17 protein-coding genes are annotated in these 19,487 nt (G+C 68.9%); 11 read left to right on the top strand and 6 right to left on the bottom strand.

Translation table 11 applies throughout. The features are described from left to right. The 4 genes from MLP_RS15745 (at position 1) to MLP_RS15730 (ending at position 4,489) form a co-directional block, all read left to right on the top strand. Positions 1-2,376, top strand: coding sequence for a DUF5682 family protein (locus tag MLP_RS15745; protein ID WP_013864139.1), 2,376 nt, complete (start codon positions 1-3; stop codon positions 2,374-2,376). Beyond that, a complete protein-coding gene (locus MLP_RS15740) occupies positions 2,373-3,551 on the top strand; it encodes a VWA domain-containing protein (protein ID WP_013864138.1) in 1,179 nt (392 codons plus the stop codon). Before MLP_RS15745 ends, MLP_RS15740 begins: the two co-directional genes overlap by 4 nt. 100 nt (positions 3,552-3,651) lie before the next feature. After that, positions 3,652-3,999 carry a helix-turn-helix transcriptional regulator gene (locus tag MLP_RS15735; RefSeq protein ID WP_013864137.1) on the top strand — a complete coding sequence of 116 codons (348 nt, stop codon included), beginning with the start codon at positions 3,652-3,654 and terminating at the stop codon, positions 3,997-3,999. Positions 4,000-4,066: 67 nt separating this feature from the next. Further along, complete coding sequence (locus MLP_RS15730) at positions 4,067-4,489, top strand: VOC family protein (protein WP_041792649.1); 423 nt, start codon at positions 4,067-4,069, stop codon at positions 4,487-4,489. A gap of 27 nt (positions 4,490-4,516) precedes the next feature. Here MLP_RS15730 and MLP_RS15725 read toward each other — a convergent pair whose 3' ends face one another. Further along, positions 4,517-5,314: a carboxymuconolactone decarboxylase family protein gene (locus MLP_RS15725; RefSeq protein ID WP_013864135.1), complete on the bottom strand. Its 798-nt coding sequence runs from the start codon at positions 5,312-5,314 to the stop codon at positions 4,517-4,519. Between the two features lie 54 nt (positions 5,315-5,368). Here MLP_RS15725 and MLP_RS15720 point away from each other — a divergent pair, with 54 nt between their 5' ends. The 7 genes from MLP_RS15720 to hpf all read left to right on the top strand — a co-directional run bounded on the left by MLP_RS15720 (position 5,369) and on the right by hpf (position 13,340). After that, on the top strand, positions 5,369-6,790 hold the full coding sequence (locus MLP_RS15720; protein WP_013864134.1) for an NAD-dependent malic enzyme: 1,422 nt from the start codon (positions 5,369-5,371) through the stop codon (positions 6,788-6,790). 18 nt (positions 6,791-6,808) lie between these two features. Next, on the top strand, positions 6,809-7,372 hold the full coding sequence (locus tag MLP_RS15715) for a YqgE/AlgH family protein (RefSeq protein ID WP_013864133.1): 564 nt from the start codon (positions 6,809-6,811) through the stop codon (positions 7,370-7,372). 191 nt (positions 7,373-7,563) lie between these two features. Continuing rightward, entirely contained in the window at positions 7,564-8,265 is a 702-nt protein-coding gene (gene mtrA / locus MLP_RS15710; RefSeq protein WP_041792642.1) for an MtrAB system response regulator MtrA, read from the top strand. A gap of 16 nt (positions 8,266-8,281) precedes the next feature. Beyond that, positions 8,282-10,084: an MtrAB system histidine kinase MtrB gene (gene mtrB / locus MLP_RS15705; protein WP_013864131.1), complete on the top strand. Its 1,803-nt coding sequence runs from the start codon at positions 8,282-8,284 to the stop codon at positions 10,082-10,084. Beyond that, positions 10,081-11,820: an LpqB family beta-propeller domain-containing protein gene (locus tag MLP_RS15700; protein WP_013864130.1), complete on the top strand. Its 1,740-nt coding sequence runs from the start codon at positions 10,081-10,083 to the stop codon at positions 11,818-11,820. Before mtrB ends, MLP_RS15700 begins: the two co-directional genes overlap by 4 nt. A 37-nt stretch (positions 11,821-11,857) precedes the next feature. After that, a complete protein-coding gene (locus MLP_RS26545; RefSeq protein ID WP_013864129.1) occupies positions 11,858-12,595 on the top strand; it encodes a ComF family protein in 738 nt (245 codons plus the stop codon). A 112-nt stretch (positions 12,596-12,707) separates the two neighbouring features. Further along, positions 12,708-13,340, top strand: a complete 633-nt coding sequence (gene hpf / locus MLP_RS15690; RefSeq protein WP_013864128.1) for a ribosome hibernation-promoting factor, HPF/YfiA family — start codon at positions 12,708-12,710, stop codon at positions 13,338-13,340. Here the strand turns inward: hpf and MLP_RS15685 are convergent, their stop codons facing one another. From MLP_RS15685 to MLP_RS15665, 5 genes are read right to left on the bottom strand one after another with little or no spacing between them, the layout of a single operon-like run. After that, entirely contained in the window at positions 13,341-13,940 is a 600-nt protein-coding gene (locus MLP_RS15685; protein WP_013864127.1) for a TetR/AcrR family transcriptional regulator, read from the bottom strand. Next, positions 13,937-15,940, bottom strand: coding sequence for a CocE/NonD family hydrolase (locus tag MLP_RS15680; protein ID WP_013864126.1), 2,004 nt, complete (start codon positions 15,938-15,940; stop codon positions 13,937-13,939). Before MLP_RS15680 ends, MLP_RS15685 begins: the two co-directional genes overlap by 4 nt. Beyond that, the gene (locus MLP_RS15675; protein WP_013864125.1) at positions 15,937-17,670 is read right to left on the bottom strand and encodes a dipeptide ABC transporter ATP-binding protein; all 1,734 of its coding nucleotides are present in this window, start codon (positions 17,668-17,670) and stop codon (positions 15,937-15,939) included. The genes MLP_RS15680 and MLP_RS15675 overlap by 4 nt, the downstream gene beginning before the upstream one ends. Next, positions 17,670-18,503, bottom strand: a complete 834-nt coding sequence (locus MLP_RS15670; RefSeq protein WP_013864124.1) for an ABC transporter permease — start codon at positions 18,501-18,503, stop codon at positions 17,670-17,672. Before MLP_RS15670 ends, MLP_RS15675 begins: the two co-directional genes overlap by 1 nt. Then, positions 18,500-19,486 carry an ABC transporter permease gene (locus MLP_RS15665; protein ID WP_013864123.1) on the bottom strand — a complete coding sequence of 329 codons (987 nt, stop codon included), beginning with the start codon at positions 19,484-19,486 and terminating at the stop codon, positions 18,500-18,502. Before MLP_RS15665 ends, MLP_RS15670 begins: the two co-directional genes overlap by 4 nt. Between the last annotated feature and the right edge of the window lies 1 nt (position 19,487).

Below are 19,487 nucleotides of genomic sequence, written 5' to 3'. Positions count from 1 at the left end.
GTGGTGGCGTCGGTGGGGGTCGAGCTGGGTGTGCTCGGCATCCGCCATCACGGCCCGGGTTCGGCGCGCTCGCTGCTGGCCGCTCTGGACGACTTCGGACCCGACCAGGTGCTGATCGAGGGACCCGCGGATGCCGACCCGCTGGTCGGCTGGGCCGCGTCGCCGGCCATGCGGCCACCGATCGCGATCCTGGCGTACGCGCCGACTGAGCCGAAGCGTGCCGCGTTCTGGCCGTTCGCCGTCTTCTCCCCGGAGTGGCAGGCGCTGACCTGGTCGCTACGGCACGAGATCCCGGTCGGTTTCTGCGATCTGCCCGCCGCGAACATGCTGGCCTCCGGCGGTGACGAGCCACCGAGTCCCGACCTGCTCACCACCGACGATCCCGACGATCTCTACTCCGACGGCACTGACTCCGACGGCCCTGGCTCCGACGGCCCCGACGAGCGAACGCAACCCCGCCGGGTCGTCCGCCGCGACCCGCTCGCCGCCCTCGCCGCCGCGGCCGGCTACGACGATGCCGAGCGTTGGTGGGACGACGTGGTCGAGTCGCGGCTGGACGGGTCCTCGCCGTTCCCGGCGCTGCTGGAGGCGATGGCCGAACTGCGTACGGCACTACCGGAGACCGACCCCCGCGAGGCAGTGGTCGAGGCCCGGCGGGAGGCGTACATGCGCAAGACCATTCGGTCGGCCGTCAGAGCCGGTCGACAAAGGATCGCCGTGGTCTGCGGCGCCTGGCATGCGCCCGTCCTCACCTGGCCGCTGCCGCCGGCCACCGCCGACAACGCCACCCTCCGCGGCATGCCCAAGACCAAGATCACCACGACCTGGGTGCCGTGGACCCACCAGCGACTCTCGTACGCCAGCGGCTACGGCGCCGGGATCTCCTCGCCCGGTTGGTACCACCACCTGTGGAGTGCGCCCGACCAGCCCGTTGCCCGCTGGCTGACCAGGGTGGCCGGCGCCTTGCGTACGCGGGATCTGCCGGTCTCCAGTGCAGCCGTGATCGAGGCGGTCCGGTTGGCCGAGACCCTGGCCAGCCTGCGCCGCCGACCGCTCGCCGGGCTGGCCGAGGTGAGCGACGCCACGCTGGCCGTGCTCTGCGACGGCGACGAGACCGCCCTCCGCTTTGTCACCGACGAGCTCGTGGTGGGTCAGACGATCGGGCACGTCGATCCGGGAGTGCCGACCGTCCCGCTGGAGGCCGACCTGGCCGCGTCCTGTCGTCGGCTCCGGCTGAAACGGGAGCCGGTGCCCAAACTGCACGATCTGGATCTGCGCAAGACGCTCGACCAGCAGCGCTCCGTGTTGTTCCACCGACTGCGGGTGCTCGATCTCGGCTGGGCCCGTCCGGCCGAGAGCGAGATCGCGGGCCGGGGGACGTTCCGAGAGACCTGGCAGACCTCGTGGCGACCCGAACTGACGCTGTCGGTGATCGAGGCCGCAGTCTGGGGGACGACCGTGCTGACCGCGGCCACCGCGAAGCTGGCCGACGTCACCGACTCAGGCAGCCTGGTCGCGCTCACCGCGGCCGTGGAGCGCGCGTTGCTGGCCGAGCTGCCCGACGGCCTGGATCGGTTGCTCGAGGCGCTCGCCCAGCGGTCGGCGCTGGACGCCGACGTCGTGCACTTGATGGAGGCGCTGCCCGCGCTGGCCCGTGCCCACCGGTACGGCGACGTGCGCGGCACCGACACCACGGCCCTGGGTGCAGTCGCGGTGACCATGGTGGTGCGGATCTGTGCCGGGCTGCTGCCGGCGGTCACCGGACTCGATCCCGATGCGGCCCGGGAGATGCGGCAGCGGATGGACCGGGTGAACCACGGCATCGGGCTGCTCTGTGTCGATCGGGTTCGGGGGGTTGATCGGGTCCGGGGGGCGGATCAGCAGGATGCCGGCCCGGATGAGCGCGATCTCCGGGCCGACTGGCTGGACACCCTTGCCGGACTGCTCGATCGCTCCGACGTACCGACCGAGGTCGCCGGCCGGGTAGTACGGGTGCTGTTCGACGCCGGCCGGATCGCCGACGGACCACAGCGGGTGCACCGGGCGCTCTCGTACGGGAGCAGCGCAAGCGACAAGGCGGCCTGGGTGGACGGCTTCTTCGCCGACGGGGCGCTGCTGCTGATCCACGACGTCGAGCTGCGCAGTCTGGTGGACGGCTGGGTGGCCGACCTCACCGACGACGAGTTCACCGACGTGCTGCCGCTGGTCCGGCGTACCTTCAGCACCTTTACCGCGCCCGAGCGGCGGCTGATCGCCGAGCGCATCGCGGCCGCTCGGTCCAGCCGACCCCGAACGGCGCCCGCGGAGTCCTATGACCTCACGCTGGCTGCACCCGCTCTGGCCACGGTCGACCGCTTGCTGGGCGTCGCCTCGTGAGCTCCGTCGACGAGTCCGAGGAGCGGCTGACCCGCTGGCGGCTGCTGCTCGGCGAGCCTGCCGACCAGGGGCTCGGCGTGGAGCTGGGCGAGGAGGAGGCGGAGATGGATGCCACCCTCGCTGCCCTGTACGAGCAGCCACCCCGGCGTCCGGACGGTCCCGGAGCCGGCGACCGGACTGCCGGTCTGGGTGCCTCCGCACCCCAGGTGGCCCGTTGGCTGGGCGATATCCGCACCTACTTTCCGACCAGTGTCGTGCAGGTGATGCAGCGCGACGCCATCGACCGGCTCAACCTGACCTCGCTGCTGCTGGAGCCCGAGCTGCTCAGCACCGTGCAGCCCGACGTCCATCTGGTGGCGACCCTGGTCGGACTCAACTCGGTGATGCCGGAGACCACCCGGGAGACGGCGCGCGCCGTGGTCGCCGAGGTGGTGGCCGAGATCGAGCGGAGGATCACCGAGCGCACCCGATCGGCGGTCGGTGGAGCGGTGAACCGGGCCGCGCGCACTCGCCGACCACGCACCGCCGACATCGACTGGCTGGCCACCATCGGCCGCAATCTCGATCACTACTTGCCGGAGCAGCGCACCATCGTGCCCGAGCGGCTGGTCGGTCATGCCCGCAGCACCAAGTCGCTGGCCTGCGACGTGGTGGTGGCGATCGACCAGTCGTCGTCGATGGCGGAGTCGGTGGTCTATGCGTCGGTGTTCGCGGCCGTGCTGGGGTCACTGCGGACGCTCAAGACCTCCCTGGTCGCCTTCGACACCGAAGTGGTCGATCTGACCGAGCTGGTGGACGACCCGGTGGACGTGCTGTTCGGCTGCCAGTTGGGCGGTGGCACCGACATCAATCGGGCGGTCGCCTACTGCGCCGAGCTGATCACCCGACCCACCGAGACGGTCTTCCTGCTGATCACCGACCTGTACGAGGGCGGTGACGGCGAGGATCTGATGCGTCGGCTGGCCGCCTTGCATCGGGCCGGGGTCCGCGTCGTGGTGCTGCTGGCCCTGTCCGACGCCGGCGCCCCGGCGTACGACCATGATCGGGCCGCGCTGCTGGCCGAGATCGGCATCCCCGCCTTCGCCTGCACCCCGGACGTGTTCCCCGACCTGCTCGGTGTGGTGATCGATCGCGGCGATCCGGTCCGCTGGCTGGCTGAGCGGGCCGGCGGATAGGTAGCGTGGCCAGGTGGCATCGGCTCCGCGATCCTCCCAAGCTTCTCAACCCGCCCAGTCTCCGCGGACGCTTGCGCATCTGCGCCGGGCCCGTGACCTGATGGATCGCGCCTACGCCGAGCCGCTCGACGTGCCCACGATGGCGGCGAAGGCCTTCATGTCGCCCGCGCACTTCTCTCGGGAGTTCCGCGAGGCCTACGGCGAGACTCCGTACGCCTATCTGATGACGCGGCGGGTCGAGCGGGCGATGGCGCTGTTGCGGGGCGGAATGAGTGTGACGGACGCCTGCATGGCCGTCGGTGCGACCTCGCTCGGCTCGTTCAGCTCGACGTTCACCCGGCTGGTCGGGGAGACCCCGAGCGCCTACCGAGCGCGCCCGCACGAGGCCGCCGAGGCGATGCCGGCGTGTATGGCGAAGATCTTGACCCGGCCGACCAGGTTCGTCTGAGAGTCCGTGGCCGAAGCGAGCAGGATCGGAGAAGCGCCCAGCGGGCCCGCTCCGTAGCGTGGCAGTCATGACAGACATCGCACTCATGTACTGCCCGATCACCGTCGACGACGTGGACGCCGCGATCGGGTTCTATCGCGACGCGCTCGGGCTCGAGCTCTTGAACGACGTTGCCTCGGACGGCCACCGCTGGGTCACGGTCGGCAAGCCTGGCCAGCCGGGAGTCGCGCTGGTGCTCTCCGACCCGGGCGCCGGACGCTCGCCCGACGACGGAGACGCGCTGCATCGCCTCGTCGCGAAGGGCTCGGGCCCCGGGCCCTACGTGTTCTTCGCTGCCGACCTCGACGCTGCCTTCGAGCGCGGGCAGGCCAGCGGCGCGGAAGTGCTGCAGGAACCCATGGACCAGCCCTGGGGCACCCGCGACTGCGCCTTCCGTGATCCAGCGGGCAATCACATCCGCATCAACCAGACATGGAAGGCCGCCGAATAGGACTGGCCCTGGGCTGCGTGCGGACTACTAGGTGAGGTCGTTGACCGCACGGACGGCGGCCACCGCTCGGGGAAAGCCGATATAGGGGAAGCAGTGGACGAGCGCGGCGACGACGACGGCTTTGGAGTTGCCGACCTGGAGGCAGGCTCGTCCGTGCGGGCCCAATTGGGCTGAAGTGTCGCCGATCGTCGCGAGAGCGCAGAGCACCAGCAACTCCCGTTGAGCGAGGGAGAGCCCGCCGCGGGTGTAGAAGTCTCCGAAGCAGAACTCGGTCAGGAATCGCGGCAGTGCTTCGTCGAACGGGTGTGGCAGATCGGCGAGGTTGTCCTTGATCTCGTTTCCGTACAGCGGCGCCTGCTCGGCGAGACCTCGCGAGTAGCGATCGGCATCGGACACGGTGCCCTCGTCCGCCAGTGGCAGCGTGATGCCACGGTCGAGGAATGCCTCATTCACGGTGTTGATCGCGTTGAGCGTGCGGGGGAAGCCGATGAACGGAGCCAGCTGATAGATAGCCTCCCTGATCTGCACGGGAGGAACGCCCACCTTCAGCGCTGCTGCCGTGTGGGACCGCAGCTGCGGCAGCGTCTGCAGGCAGCCGAGGACGGTCACGGTGATCAACTCGCGGGTTTGATCGTCGAGCTCGCCGGTGTCGAAGACGTCGCCGAAGATGAAGCCCCGAAGGATCTCCATCAGCTCGGGGTCGTTCTCCTGCGCTGCCCGGTCGCGAGGCCCGAACAGGCGCTCGTACGTCGCCTCGGCGCGGGCTCGGCGTGTCAAAGCCTCGGTCGCTTCGGTGCGGCTATCTGCTGAATCCGGGAGGTCCATGTGACACATGATGCCTGGCTCGCAGGTGTCCTGGTTGCGTGAAAGACTCCCGGCATGAGTGCAGCACCGTCGGTCTCCTACTCGATCACCGTCCGATTGGAGGTCCCGGCCGGCGGAGCCGCGGTGGGTCAGCTCACCACTGCCGTCGAGCACGCCGGTGGTGCGGTCAGCGCCCTCGACGTGACCGCCTCGGGTCACGAGCGGTTGCAGATCGACGTCACCTGCGCCGCCCGCGACACCGACCACGCGGACGAACTGGTCGAGGCGATGCGCGCCGTGCCGGGCGTGGTGATCGGCAAGGTGTCCGACCGGACGTTCTTGATGCACCTCGGCGGCAAGATCGAGATGAAGCCCAAGCTGCCGATCCGCAACCGGGACGACCTGTCGATGATCTACACCCCTGGTGTGGCCCGGGTCTGCCTGGCGATCGCCAAGAACCCCGAGGACGCGCGGCGGCTGACCATCAAACGCAACACGGTCGCCGTCGTGACCGACGGCTCGGCGGTGCTGGGGCTGGGCAACATCGGCCCGGAGGCGGCGATGCCGGTGATGGAGGGCAAGGCGGCGCTGTTCAAGCGGTTCGGCGGCATCGACGCGTGGCCGTTGTGCCTGGACACCCAGGACAGTGACGAGATCGTCACGGTGGTGAAGGCGATCGCCCCCGGCTTCGCCGGCATCAACCTGGAGGACATCTCCGCTCCGCGCTGCTTCGAGATCGAGGCCCGACTGCGTGAGCAACTGGACATTCCCGTCTTCCACGACGACCAGCACGGCACCGCCATCGTCGTCCTCGCCGCCCTCTACAACGCGCTGCGGGTGGTGGAGAAGGACATCGCCGCGATCCGGGTGGTGCTCTCGGGCGCCGGCGCGGCCGGTACGGCGATCTTGATGCTGCTGCTGGCCGCGGGGGTGGGCCACGTCGTGGTCGCCGACATCGACGGAGTCGTCAGCAGAACCCGGCCCGGCATCACCGGGCAGCTGCAGTGGGTCGCCGAGCACACCAACCCGGAGAATCTCCAGTGTTCGCTGAAGGAGAGCCTGGCCGGGGCTGACGTGTTCATCGGTGTGTCCGCGCCGCGGGTGATCGACGCCGAGGACGTGGCGACGATGGCCGACCGGGCGATCGTGTTCGCGCTGGCCAACCCCGAGCCGGAGATCGATCCGGCCGAGGCGCAGCGGTACGCCGAAGTGGTGGCGACCGGTCGCTCCGACTTCCCCAACCAGATCAACAACGTGCTCGCGTTCCCGGGGGTGTTCCGCGGACTGCTCGACGCTCGGTCGACCAATATCACCGACGTGATGCTGATCGCCGCGGCCCGTGCGCTCGCCTCCGTGGTGAGTCCCGCTGAGCTGAACGCCACCTACATCACCCCGAGCGTGTTCCATGCCGACGTGCATCGACGGGTCGCCGAGGCGGTGCGGATAGCTGCGGGCGGACCGGCGGAACTGCCCGTCGACACCGAGGTCGTGGCCTGAGGATCGTGGGATGGCTCCGTGAGTGACCGCGATCCGCAACCGGGTGACCTGCTCATTGCCAGCGCCGGCCTGAGCGACGGTGTCTTCGACCAGACCGTGGTGCTGGTCTTGGACAGCGACGCCGACGGCTCGCTCGGGGTGATCTTGAACGCGATCTCGCAGACCACCTTGGAGTCGGTGCTGCCGTCGTGGGTGGACATCGTCTCCGAGCCAAGGGTGCTCTTCCACGGCGGACCGGTCTCACCCAACGGAGCGATCTGCCTGGCGAGCGTGGTCGCGCAAGCCGAGGAGCCGCCGGGGTGGCGACCGTTGTTCGACCGGGTCGGTCTGCTGCATCTCGACACCCCGATCGAGATCGTCTCCGGGGCGTACGCGGACCTGCGGATCTTCGCCGGCTATGCCGGCTGGTCGCCAGGTCAGCTCGTGGGGGAGATCGCCCGCCGGATGTGGCACGTGGTGCCCGCGACGTACGACGATGTGTTCGGTCGGCATCCCCTGGGCCTGTGGCGCCGGGTGCTGCGCCGCCAACCGAACGAGCTTGCCTTCTTCGCCACCTGGGCCGATGATCCCGAGCTGAACTGAGCTACGAGCCACCTGGCGTACCGGCAGCGACGTGTCGCGCCGATATCAGGCTGTGACCTGGTGACCTCGCATAGGATGGCGGCGCCGGCTGTGTCGGGCGAGGTGGCCCGCGGTCGGTTTGAGCGAAGGGATTGCGCGTGTCGGACGCTTCGATATCGACTGACCAGCACGGTGCCCGTGACTCCGACCGGATCCAGGAGTCCCGGGCCGACCGAGGCCGGGTGCTGGTGGTCGACGACGACGCCGCGTTGGCGGAGATGCTCTCGCTGGTGCTCCGCAACGAGGGATTCGAGCCGATCTGGTGCGCTCACGGGGACAAGGCTGTCGAGGCCTATCACGACGCGCGGCCGGATCTGGTGCTGCTGGATCTGATGCTGCCCGGTAAGGACGGCGTCGCGATCTGCCGCGAGCTGCGGGCCGAGTCGCTGGTGCCCATCGTCATGCTGACCGCGAAGTCCGACACGATCGATGTCGTCGCCGGTCTGGAGGCCGGAGCCGACGACTACGTCGCCAAGCCGTTCAAGGCCAAGGAACTGATCGCGCGGATCAAGACCCGACTGCGCCGCTCGCCGGAAGAGGTCGATCAAGAGACGCTGCGAATCGGCGACCTAGTGATCAACGTCGATGGCCATACCGTCAAGCGCAACGGCGCTGCCATCCAGTTGACGCCGCTCGAGTTCGACCTGCTGCTCGCCCTCGCTCGCAAGCCGTGGCAGGTGTTCAGCCGGGAGGTGCTGCTCGAGCAGGTCTGGGGCTACCGACACGCCGCCGACACCCGGCTGGTCAACGTCCACGTGCAGCGGTTGCGCTCGAAGATCGAGCGTGATCCCGAGCACCCGGAGATCGTGGTGACGGTCCGTGGCATCGGCTACAAGGCGGGCGAGCAGACATGATCGAGGCCGATCGTCGATGCGCCGGGCGCTGACCGGCGCCGACTCCGGAGCTGGGACCGGAGCCTCCCGGGCCTGGTGGCGACTGCCGGTGGAGTGGTGGTGGCAGTCGCTGCCGCTGCGGGTGATCTCTTCGGTCTTCGGCGCCTCGGTCATCGTCTTGGTGCTCGGCGGGTTCCTGCTGATGCGGCAGGCGAGCCTCGGCGTGATGGAGGCCAAACGAGAATCGGTGGGCATCGAGGCTCGTCAGGCCCTGGACGCTGCCCAGCAGCAACTGAACTCCGCGGATCTCACCGGGGATCCCAATCCGGACAAGAAGCTCACCGAGCTCGCGCTGCGGTTCGCGAACCGATCCGGTGGCAGTGACCAGTACGACGTGATCATCATCTCCGGCGGGCAGACCACCACCGCCGGCGACGTCGCGGCGACCAGCGTGCCGGACAACCTCCGCGCCCAGGTCGCGACCAGCGACGACCTGCTGATGGCACCGACCGAGGTCATCTACCGCGACGACACCGAGCCCGTGCCCGGGATCGCCGCCGGATCGGGCCTGACCCTGCCCGGCACCGGACGGTACGAGATCTATTTCATCTTCCCGCTCACCCAGCAGGTCAACATCCTCGGCGTGCTGCAGACGGCGGTGATCACCACCGGCGCGATCCTGGTCGTGTTGCTGACCTTCATCGCGGCCCTGGTCGCCCGGCAGGTCGTGGTGCCGATCCGGGCGGCCCGGCGGGCCGCGGAGAGTCTCGCCTCCGGCAATCTCGATGACCGGATGAAGGTGCGTGGCCGCGACGACCTGGCGCGGCTGGCGACCTCGATGAACTACATGGCCTCGGAGCTGCAGAAACAGATCAGCCAGCTGGAGGAGCTGTCCCGGGTTCAACAGCGGTTCGTCTCCGACGTCTCCCACGAGCTCCGCACGCCTTTGACCACCGTACGGATGGCGGCCGAGGTGCTGTACGAGGCACGCGACGACTTCGATCCGATCGCAGCTCGCTCCGCGGAGCTGTTGCAGACCGAGCTGGACAGGTTCGAGGCACTGCTGACCGACCTGCTGGAGATCTCCAGGTTCGATGCCGGGGCTGCGGTGCTCTCGGTGAGCGAGGTGGATCTGCGGGACATCGTGACCCGGGTGCTCGACGGCACTGCCCAGCTGGCAGAGACCAGCGGTTCGCAGATCCGCGTGCACGCACCCGAGCCGGCGGTGGCTGAGGTGGATGCCCGCCGAATCGAGCGGGTGCTGCGCAATCTGGTGGTGAACGCGATCGAGCACGGCGAAGGCCGGCCGATCGACATCCTCGTCGTCGCCGACGACCATGCCATCGCCGTGGCCGTGCGCGATCACGGCTTCGGCTTCGAGGCCGCTCAGGCCAAGCTGGTCTTCCACCGCTTCTGGCGCGGCGACCCGGCCCGGGCGCGGACGGTCGGCGGCACCGGTCTGGGGTTGGCGATCTCGATGGAGGACGCGAACCTGCACCGCGGCTGGCTGACTGCCTGGGGCCGGCCAGGGATGGGGGCACAGTTCCGGCTCACGGTGCCGCGACGGGCGGGAGGCGTGATCGAGTCGTCGCCGCTGCCGTTGGTGCCGCGCGATCTGGTGCTGTCCACGCTCGCCGACGGCATCGGAAAGCCTGTCCCGGCGCTCGACCCGGCACCGGCGGTCGACTCCGAGGCCCAGCGGTCCGATCCAACGAAGCTCGGCAGCGGTCCGGTCGCGGCTGGGTCATCGCCTGCATCCCCGCCGCCTGCAGCGCCGTCGCCGGTGCCGCCGTCCCCAGTGTCTCCGTCGCCGTCCGATGCCGCCGGAGCGCAGCGATGAGTTGTCGCCGGCTCGTGATCGCGCTGTTCGCGGCGTTGGCACTGCTCGCCGGCTGTGTCAGTGTGCCGACCACCGGTCCGGTGGAGAAGGTCGAGGGCCAGCCTCCGGAGTGCCAGAACTGTCTCAACGTCGACGTGGCGCCGCCGACCGCCGGCGATGACCCCAAGCAGATCGTGCAGGGATTCCTGCGGGCCACCTCGAACTTCCAGCCGAACTATGCGGTGGCGCGGCAGTTCCTCACCAAGGCGGCAGCGGAGAAGTGGGCGCCGGAGTCGGGGGTCTGGATCTATTCGGGTTCACTGCAGACGGCCGGGAACACCGTGATCCTGGATGGCCGGCTGGTCGGCTCGCTGGGTCACGACCGCACCTACACGGCCCAGGACAAGCAGTGGCGAGTCAACTTCGGCATGGTCAAGGAAGGCGGCGAGTGGCGGGTCAGCACCCCACCCGCCGGGCTGATGGTCGCCGAGTTCGCGTTCGCGTCCTTCTATCAGCCGTACAACCGCTACTTCATCGGCAACGGCAGCTCCCTGGTGCCGAATCCCATCTATCTGCCCAACCTGCGCAACCAGGCCGGCATCGCGTCGGTGCTGATGCGAGCGCTGCTGAACGGTCCCTCGGACTGGCTCGGCCCGGCGGTCAGCAGCTCCATTCCGGCAGGCACGGCGCTCAGCGTCGATGCGGTGACCATCACCAACGGGGTGGCCGAGGTCGCGCTGAGTGACAACGTCCTCGCGCTCAACGACGGACAGCGCACGCTGATGGCCGCCCAGGTGCTTTACACGCTGATGCCGATCGGCATCCAGGGCGTCACGTTCACCGTCGGCCAGCGTCCGTACGCCATCCCTGGTGCTGATCCGAACACCTCCTACGAGGTGACCCTCGATGCGAACTTCCAGGCGTTCGCCCCGGTCCCGCCGGGCACGGTCGACGCGCTCTACGTGGCCCGCAACGACCAGGTGCAGGCCATCTCGCCGATCGCGGACCGGGCGGACGGCGCCCGGGTGCCTGGCCCGCTGGGGAGGGGTCGGTGGCCCGTCACCGGGTTGGCGGTTTCGCCGACAGCCTCCGACGTCGCAGCGGTCACCAACGGTGGCGAGGCACTGCGCCGTGCCGAGACGGCAGGGGGATCCGTGCGCACGGTGCTGTCAGGTGTGTCTGGGCTGTTGGATCCGGAGTTCACCCGATTCGCCGAGCTCTGGGCGGTCGGGCGATCTGATGGTCGGCAACGGCTCTGGGTCGATCGGGATGGCAAGGTGGTCGAGATCGACTCCTTGATCCTGCGTCGTGGCGTGATCCGGTCCTTCGCGATCAGTCCCGACGGGGTTCGGATGGCGCTGATCCGGGAGGTCAACGGTCGTACCGAGCTCGGCCTGGCACGGATCATCCGAGGCGAGCGGATCCGGCTCGACGGGTGGCTGCCTCTCGACGTCTCCCGCTCCACCACCCCGAACCTCAGTCTGCTGCGCGACGTGGCGTGGTCGGATGCGACGACTCTCGTCGTGCTCGCCGGCGCGACCTCGGATGCGCCGATGACCGTCTACCGGGTGAGTCAAGATGCCTCGGTCATCACTGCCGTCGGTGAGCCGAGCTCATGGGATGCGGTGAGCGTCACGGTCGCGCTGCCGAGCCAGACAACGGTGGTGCTCGATCGCAGCGGCCAGAGCTGGCGGGACGGCAGCACTCAGTGGGTGACGTTGCTCGACCGGGTGAGCGCGGTGGCCACCCCCGGCTGACGTGGGGCCGGCATTCATGCGGTGTCAGACTTGCGCGGTGGGCGAGCGCGCGCTGGGCGATCGAGCAGACAGGTGGTGGTCAGCCACCGCTGACCTGCTGCTCGGTGCCAGTTGCCCGGGCTGCCGGCAGCCGTGGTGGGGCGCCTGCCCGAGCTGCCGCGGGCACGTACTGGCGCAGCCGACCCGGCTGACCGCGCCGACGCCGGCACCGCCGGGCTTCCCGATGACGGCCACCGCCAGTACGTACGACGCCGTGCACCGTGGCCTGCTGCATGCGCACAAGGAGGACCAGGCGTTGATGCTGACTCCGTTGCTCGGCGATCGGCTGGCTGCGTCGGTGGCCGACCTGCTGGCGGCCCGGGAGGTGCCGCCCCACGAGCCGATCGTGCTGGTGCCGATGCCCTCGGCTGCCGCCGCGGTCCGCGAACGGGGCTTCGACGCGACTGCCGCATTGGCCGGGCGGGCGGCGCGGACGTTGGCCGGACAGCGCCTGGTTCGGTCGGCGGGGCTCTTGGCGCAGCGCCGGGGACTGGCCGATCAGGCGGAGCTGGACGCAGCCCAGCGGGCGGCGAACCTGCGCGGCGGTCTGCGGCTTCGGAGCGGCGTCGACAGCCTGCGCTGGCGACCGGACGGCCCGGCGGTGGTGGTCGTGGACGACCTGGTGACCACCGGCGCGAGTCTCACCGAGGCAGTCCGCTGCTTGACAGCGGCCGGCTACGAGGTGCTGGGTGCCGCCACCGTCTCGGCCACTGTCCGGATGTTGTCCGGGTACTGAGAACCTGCCCAACATCCCCGATCCACCGTGGCGAATGGGGCGGTCGGGGACTAGCGTCACTGGTACGGGTCGTCGATTGGCGGCCCAGTCGCTACTCATGCTGGAGGCTGACATGGATGTTGTCGTCAAGAGCCGGCACTGCTCGGTGTCGGACGCGTTCCGCGACTATGTCGAGGACAAGATCACCAGGACCGAAAAGCTCGATGATCGAGTGATCCGGGTCGAGGTGGAGGTCTCGGCGGAACGCAACCGACGGCAGCACGACCAAGCCAGCAGGGTCGAGATCACGCTCCGGACCAAGGGTCCGGTGGTTCGTGCCGAGGCTGCAGCGGAAGACAAGAACGCGGCCTTCGACCTGGCGCTGGACAAGATGATGGCTCAGCTGCGCAAGGCGGCCGATCGCAAGCGGGTGCACCGAGGCTCGCGGCGGCCCCGCGCGTTGCACGAAGCCGCTGCCGAGCTGCCGGAGGTGCCGGTGGAGGAAGCGCACATCAACGGTGCCGAGGTGCGCAATGTGGCAGGCATGGAAGTGCATGGCGACGGTCCGCTGGTGGTCCGGGAGAAGGTGCACGCCGCGATCCCGATCACGCTGGACCAGGCGCTGCACGAGATGGAGCTGGTCGGCCACGATTTCTACCTGTACATGGATCTCGAGCACGGTGAGGCTCCGGCCGTGGTCTATCGGCGCAAGGCGTACGACTACGGCGTGATCCGGCTGGAGTCGGCCGTCGTCGCAGTCGGCTGATCACCGGGGCGAGAGCAGCAGCTCAATGTACTCGGACAGGTAGGTGTGGGCAGCGGGCGCGGTGAGATCGCGTGCCTCTTGGAGGAGCTGAGTGCCGAGCCCGTTGGCAAAGGCGGCGAGCTTGAGCGCGGTGCCACGGGCGTCTGCAGGCCGAAAAGCGCCCGTGGCCACGCCGCGTTCGATCAGGCGGGCGCAGCACTTCTCCCAGTGCCGGATCCGTTCGGCGTACGCCTGGGTCATCTCCGGTCGGCGCACGATGGCCGCCCAGTAGTCCGACCAGATCCGCCAGTGCGCGTGCACATCGTCGGTGTCTCCGAACAGCGGATTGACGAGCAGTTCCAGTGCGCGCCAGGGGTCCGGTTCGGAGTCCGCGGCTTCGACCACATCGGCGTAGAAGCGCTCCGACTCGGTGACCACCACCGCACCGAGAATCTCGTCGATGCTGTCGAAGTGGTAGGTGACCGTGCCCATCGACACCTTCGCTTCCGCGGCGATGTCACGCAGCGAGGTGGTTGCCAGACCCTGGCGAACGATCACTGAGCGGGCGGCCTCGACGATCTGGCGACGCCGTTCGTCCGGCGGCAGCCGCCGCCGCCTCACGCCGAGGTCCTGGGCCTCGTGTCATAGAACGTGTGATCGAAGACTGTCTCGCGGATCCCATCGCATTCGGCCACGGCGCGCACGGTGTTCACGAGAGAGAACGTATCTGCGTCGCTGCTGATCACCGATCGGGTCTCGATCTCGGCGACCCACTCGGCTCGGGCCATTCGCACCTGCCAATGGGACTCGGTCCGCGGCGACGTAGGGCAGTGCTCTTGGATCGAGTACACCTCACGGGCTGACTCCAGGAACGTCAGTCCGTCGGGATATTGGCGGGTGCCGCCATAGTCGGGATCGACGTCGAGGGTGGTCGTCAAGGTGGCGAGATCGTGGCTCACCGTCCGTGCCGGGCGAGTCGGCGGGGCGCCCTCGGGCGCGACGATGGTGATCGGCCTTGCGTGGAACGGGGTGCCGAACGCCACGGTCTGCGCGCCGCCGGCGACCAGCGGCAACGCGATCCGACTGTGGCCGAGGTCGACGTCCAGGGTGTCATCGACGGCGTGCGGCCAGACCCACGGCCAGTAATGGTTGCTCAGGGCGATCCTGATCCGGTGTCCGGGCAGGAACCGGTATCCGGCACCGACCAGCGGCACCTCGACCTCGACGTCCTCACCCGGCACCAGGGGTGTGACGACGTCCATTCCCTCCCGCTTGAGCAGATTCAGCACGCCTCGGCTGACCAGGGTCGACGAGCCATCGGGTGCCACGTCGCAGAGTCGAACGATGACGTGCCCCCGGTCGTGCGTCGAGCGCAGCCGCAGCTGTGCGACTGCTCGGCCGAGCAGGTCGATCGGCGTGTCGCATACCGGCCGATCGATGCAGACTGATCGACCGTCCTCCGCCCGCTGGTCCGGGGGCAGGTCGGCCAGGTTGCCGAACGCGAAGAACCGTCCCCCGTCCTGTCCGGTCGCCCACGGTGAGTGGATGAGGACGCGGCCATTGCCAAGATCCAACTGGTGCTGGTCCGGCTCGTCGAGCCGGCTGACGCCGACCCACCGACCTGCCTGGGTCGCGACGTACGGCTCGGGCGGTGCTGATTCGGTGATCCACACGCGCAGATCGGGGTCATCCTCCACGCCGGTGTCGAGGCCCTTGAGCCAACGGTCCCACCAGCGCAGCGTCTCGCCGAGGAAGTCGATGCCTGGTCCCGGGGCGCGGCCGCGATCGGGGTAGTGGTGGGACCAGGGCCCGATGATGCCTTTGACGGGTGCGTCCAGGTTGGCGACCAATCGGAGCACTGCGTCTCGGTAGGGATCTGCCCAGCCGCCGACCGCCAGCACTGCCGCGCGGATCCCTGCGTAGTTCTCGCAGGCGCTGCCTCGGCGCCAGTAGTCATCGCGCTCTTGGTGGCCTATCCAGATGGGCGCCAGCGGCCGCTGGTGTTCGAGTCGATCGCGCCACTGCTCCACCCAGCCGTCGCCGACCACCTCCGGTCGTGGCGGGCGCGACGCGAAAGCGAGCATCGTGCCGGCCCAGCCGGCCATGTCGATCGCGAGCACGGCGCCGCCGACGTAGTGCACATCGTTGTCGTACCGATCATCGGTGGAGCAGACGGTGACGATCGCCTTGAGCGCAGTCGGCGCGCGCTCGGCAAGCTGCAGGGCGTTGAACCCACCCCAGGAGATGCCGAACATGCCGACCCCACCGGTGCACCAGGGTTGCGCCGCCAGCCAGGCGATCACCGCCTCCCCGTCGTCGAGCTCGGCGGGGGAGTACTCATCCTCGAACAGCCCCTGCGAGCTGCCGGTGCCGCGGATGTCTACCCGGACCGACGCGTACCCGTTGGCTGCGTAGTACGGGTGGCGCTCGCTGTCCCGGACCGAGGTCCAGTCGTCCAGTCGGTACGGCAGATATTCGAGCAACGCCGGCACCGGACGGGTCTCGGCGTCCGTCGGCAGCCAGACTCGCGCATGCAGACGTACGCCGTCCTGCATCGGAATCCACAGGTCGCGGACGTGGATCGCCGTCTGGTCGATGTCCACGACAGTCAGCCCCGTCATGGGTGGAGGAGAGCTCCTTCATCGTTGCGGACCCGGTGACCGCCCCCCACATCGACCAGGACGGCGGACGGATCGATGGTGATCACCCGAGTGTCGGCGTCGCTGCTCGGGAGATCTGCGTGCCCCGGCTCGACGACAGCGTCCAGCAGCGTCCGGGTGTACGGATGCCGGGGGTTGTCGAAGAGAGCGGCGGTCGGCGCCGTCTCCACCATCAGACCGTCCTTCATCACCACGATCCGATCGGCGATGCTGCGCACCACCGCGAGGTCGTGGCTGATGAACAGGCACGCCAGCGCATGCTGGTCGCGCAGTTCCTCCAGTAGCTCGAGCACCGCAGCCTGTACCGACACATCCAACGCGGTGGTGATCTCGTCCGCGATCAGCAGGCTGGGCTCGGCCGCCAGCGCGCGGGCGATGCCGACCCGCTGACGTTGGCCACCGGAAAGCTGGGCCGGCACGCGATCGGCGAAGTCGGGACCGAGCCCGACCTCGGTGAGCAGCGTGGCCACCCTGTCTCGGCTTGCTGAGCGACTGCTGACCCGGCCGAAGACCTGCAACGGACGGGCGATCGAGTCGCCGACACTGCGTCGTGGGTTGAGGGCGAGATCGGCGTTCTGGAAGATCATCTGCACCGAGCGGCGGACATCGACCGGACGCTTGGCGGCCGAGCCGAGGAGATCGTTTCGGGCGCCATCGGAGGACCAGAGGGCCGCCTCCCCGTTCTCCACCAACGCCAGCCCGGCCAGCGCCGTGGCCACCGTCGACTTGCCGCTGCCCGACTCACCGACCACGGCGACCGTCTCACCGCGACGGACCTCCAGATTGAAGCCGCTCACCGCCAGCCGAGGCGCATGCGGGTAGCGGATGTCCACATCGCGGCAGAGCAGGACGGTGTCGCCCTCGGTCACCCGGGGTGTGGGGACATCGACACCCTCGATCCTGGGGGCCGCCTCGATCAGCTCCCGCGTATAGGCCTGCGTCGGCGCGCCCAGCACTTGCCCGGTCGGGCCGTGCTCTACCTCGCGCCCGTTGCGCATCACCAAGACGTCGTCGGCCACCGCAGACACGACCCCGAGGTCGTGGCTGACGATCAGGACCGCCATGCCCAGCTGCGCGCGCAGGTCGTTCACCAGGGCGAGCACCGCGGCCTGGGTGATCACGTCGAGCGCGGTGGTGGGCTCATCCAGCACCAGGATCTTCGGGTTGGTGGCGACCGCCATGGCGATCGCCACCCGCTGCTGCTGACCGCCGGACAGTTGGTGCGGATAGCGACCGCCGATGGTGTCCGGGAAGGGCAGCCGGACCAGTCGAAAGAGCTCGATGATCCGATCCGGACCCGCTGGGAGGTCATGCACCTGCAAGGCTTCCCGGATCTGCTCACCGATCCGCATCGAGGGGGTGAGCGCATGGCCGGCGTTCTGGGCGACCAGCGCCACGGTGCCGCCGCGGAGCTGTCGCAGCTGGGCGGCCGGCAAGGTGAACACGTCGGTGTCGAAGATGTGCACCTGTCCGGTGTCGATCCGGGAGCCGTCTCGTAGGTGTCCGAGCAGAGTCCTGGCGACGGTGGACTTGCCACTGCCGGACTCGCCGACGAGTCCGAGAGTCCGACCGCGTTCCAGGGTGAAGCTGATGCCGTCGGCGACGGTCACTCGTCGGTCGCCCGCCGCGTACGAGATCGTCAGGTCCACCACATCGGCTACCACGTCGCTCGTGATCAAGCTGGTCGTCATCAGAGCACTCCTCGCCGGGCGCGGTCGACACCGAGGTATTTGCCGAGACCGTCGGCCGCGAGGTTGAGACCGACCACCAGCAGCGACAAGGCCACGATCGGGGCCAGCGTCCCGGCCGGGGCGACGGTCAGGGCCGATCTGTTCTCTTGGATCATCAGACCCCAGTCAGGTGTCGGCGGGTTCACGCCGAAGCCGAGGAAGGACAGCGTCGAGACGAGCAGCACGACCCAGGAGGCGCGCATCGCGAACTCGACCAGCACGGTGTCGAGGATGTTGGGCAGCACCTCCCGGGTGACCACTGCCAGCGAGCGCTCACCGCGAGCCCGAGCAGCGGTGACGTAGCCGGCGGTGAGCACCGGGAAGGTGGCGCCACGGACGACGCGGGCAACGGCGGGGATGTAGACGACCGAGATCGCCAGCACCAACACCCACAGGCTGTTGCCGAAGACGGAGACGATGAGCAGCAGTGCCAGCACAGCCGGCACGGCCAGCACGGCATCCAGCACTCGGGTGATGGCCCCGTCCACCCACCGGCCGTAGTAGGCCGCGATCGCGCCGATCAGGGTGCCGATGGCGACAGCAACGGTGGTGGCGAGCACGGACACGAGCAGCGCGAAGCGGCCGCCCTCGATGGTGCGGGAGAGCACGTCGCGGCCGTACTGATCGGTGCCCAGCCAGTGCTGCCAACTGGCACCGGCCAGCGAGTTCTGGGCGTCGGTCGCGATCGGATCGTACGGGGTGATCAGCGGAGCCAGGATCGAGACCACCACGGTCACGGCGATGATGAGCAGACCGACGCGAGTGCCGGTCGTGAGCTCGCGGAACCGGATCATGCCGCAACCTCCTTGGTCTCGCGGCGCAGCCGGGGCTGGTGGAGGGTGCGCTGCCGCGGATCGACAGCCAGGGCCAGCAGATCCGCGATGAGGTTGACCATGACGTAGACCAGTGCGCTGAGCACCGCGATGGCCTGTAACACCGGCAGATCTCGAGTCGAGACCGAGTCGATCATCAGCTTGCCCAACCCGGGATAGTTGAACACCGACTCGACGACGACGACACCGCCGAGCAGCCAGGCCACATTGATCGAGATCACCGGCAGTACGGGCAACAGCGCGGTGGGCGTGACGTGTCGCCACAGCACCTGCTTGTGCGGCACGCCTTTGAGTGTCGCCGTGGTGGCGTACTCGGTGGTGAGCCCGTCGATCGTCGACGAGCGCATGGCCCGGATGATGTAGGCCGCCATCGCGATGATCAAGGTGACGGCCGGCAGTGGCACGGCCGGCAGCAGGTCGCCCAACGTCGCGTCCGGGCCTTCGAGGACGACTGCGGGAAAGATCGGCACGATGATCGCCAACAGCAAGATCAGCAACGTGGCGACCACGAACTCCGGGATGCTCATCATGATCAGCGAGAGCACCGAGATCGAGGAGTCGATCGCGGTGCCACGTCGAGCGCCGGCCAAGATGCCGTGCAGCACTGACAGCGTGATCCCGACGACGATGGCGGGCACCGCGATCAGCAGGGTGTGTGAGAAAGCGGCCCAGATCTCTGCCGAGACGGGCTCTCCAGAGACCAGTGAGGTGCCGAAGTCGCCGGTGATCGCGTGGCCGAGCCACTGGAAGAAGCGCACCCAGACGTTCGTGTCGAGACCGAGCTGGGCGCGCAGGGTGGCGACGGCCTCGGGTGTCGCGTTCTGGCCGAGCAGTTGCTGCGCCACGTCGCCGGGGAGCGCTTGAACGGCGAAGAAGACGAAGAAGGCCGCCAGGAACAAGGTGACGACGCCGGTGGCCAACCGGATGCCGATCAGTCGGAGCACG

The organism is Microlunatus phosphovorus NM-1, from assembly GCF_000270245.1.
Classification (GTDB): domain Bacteria; phylum Actinomycetota; class Actinomycetes; order Propionibacteriales; family Propionibacteriaceae; genus Microlunatus; species Microlunatus phosphovorus.
The sequence above is the reverse complement of the archived record's forward strand: the minus strand, read 5'-3'. Positions and strand labels throughout refer to the sequence as shown.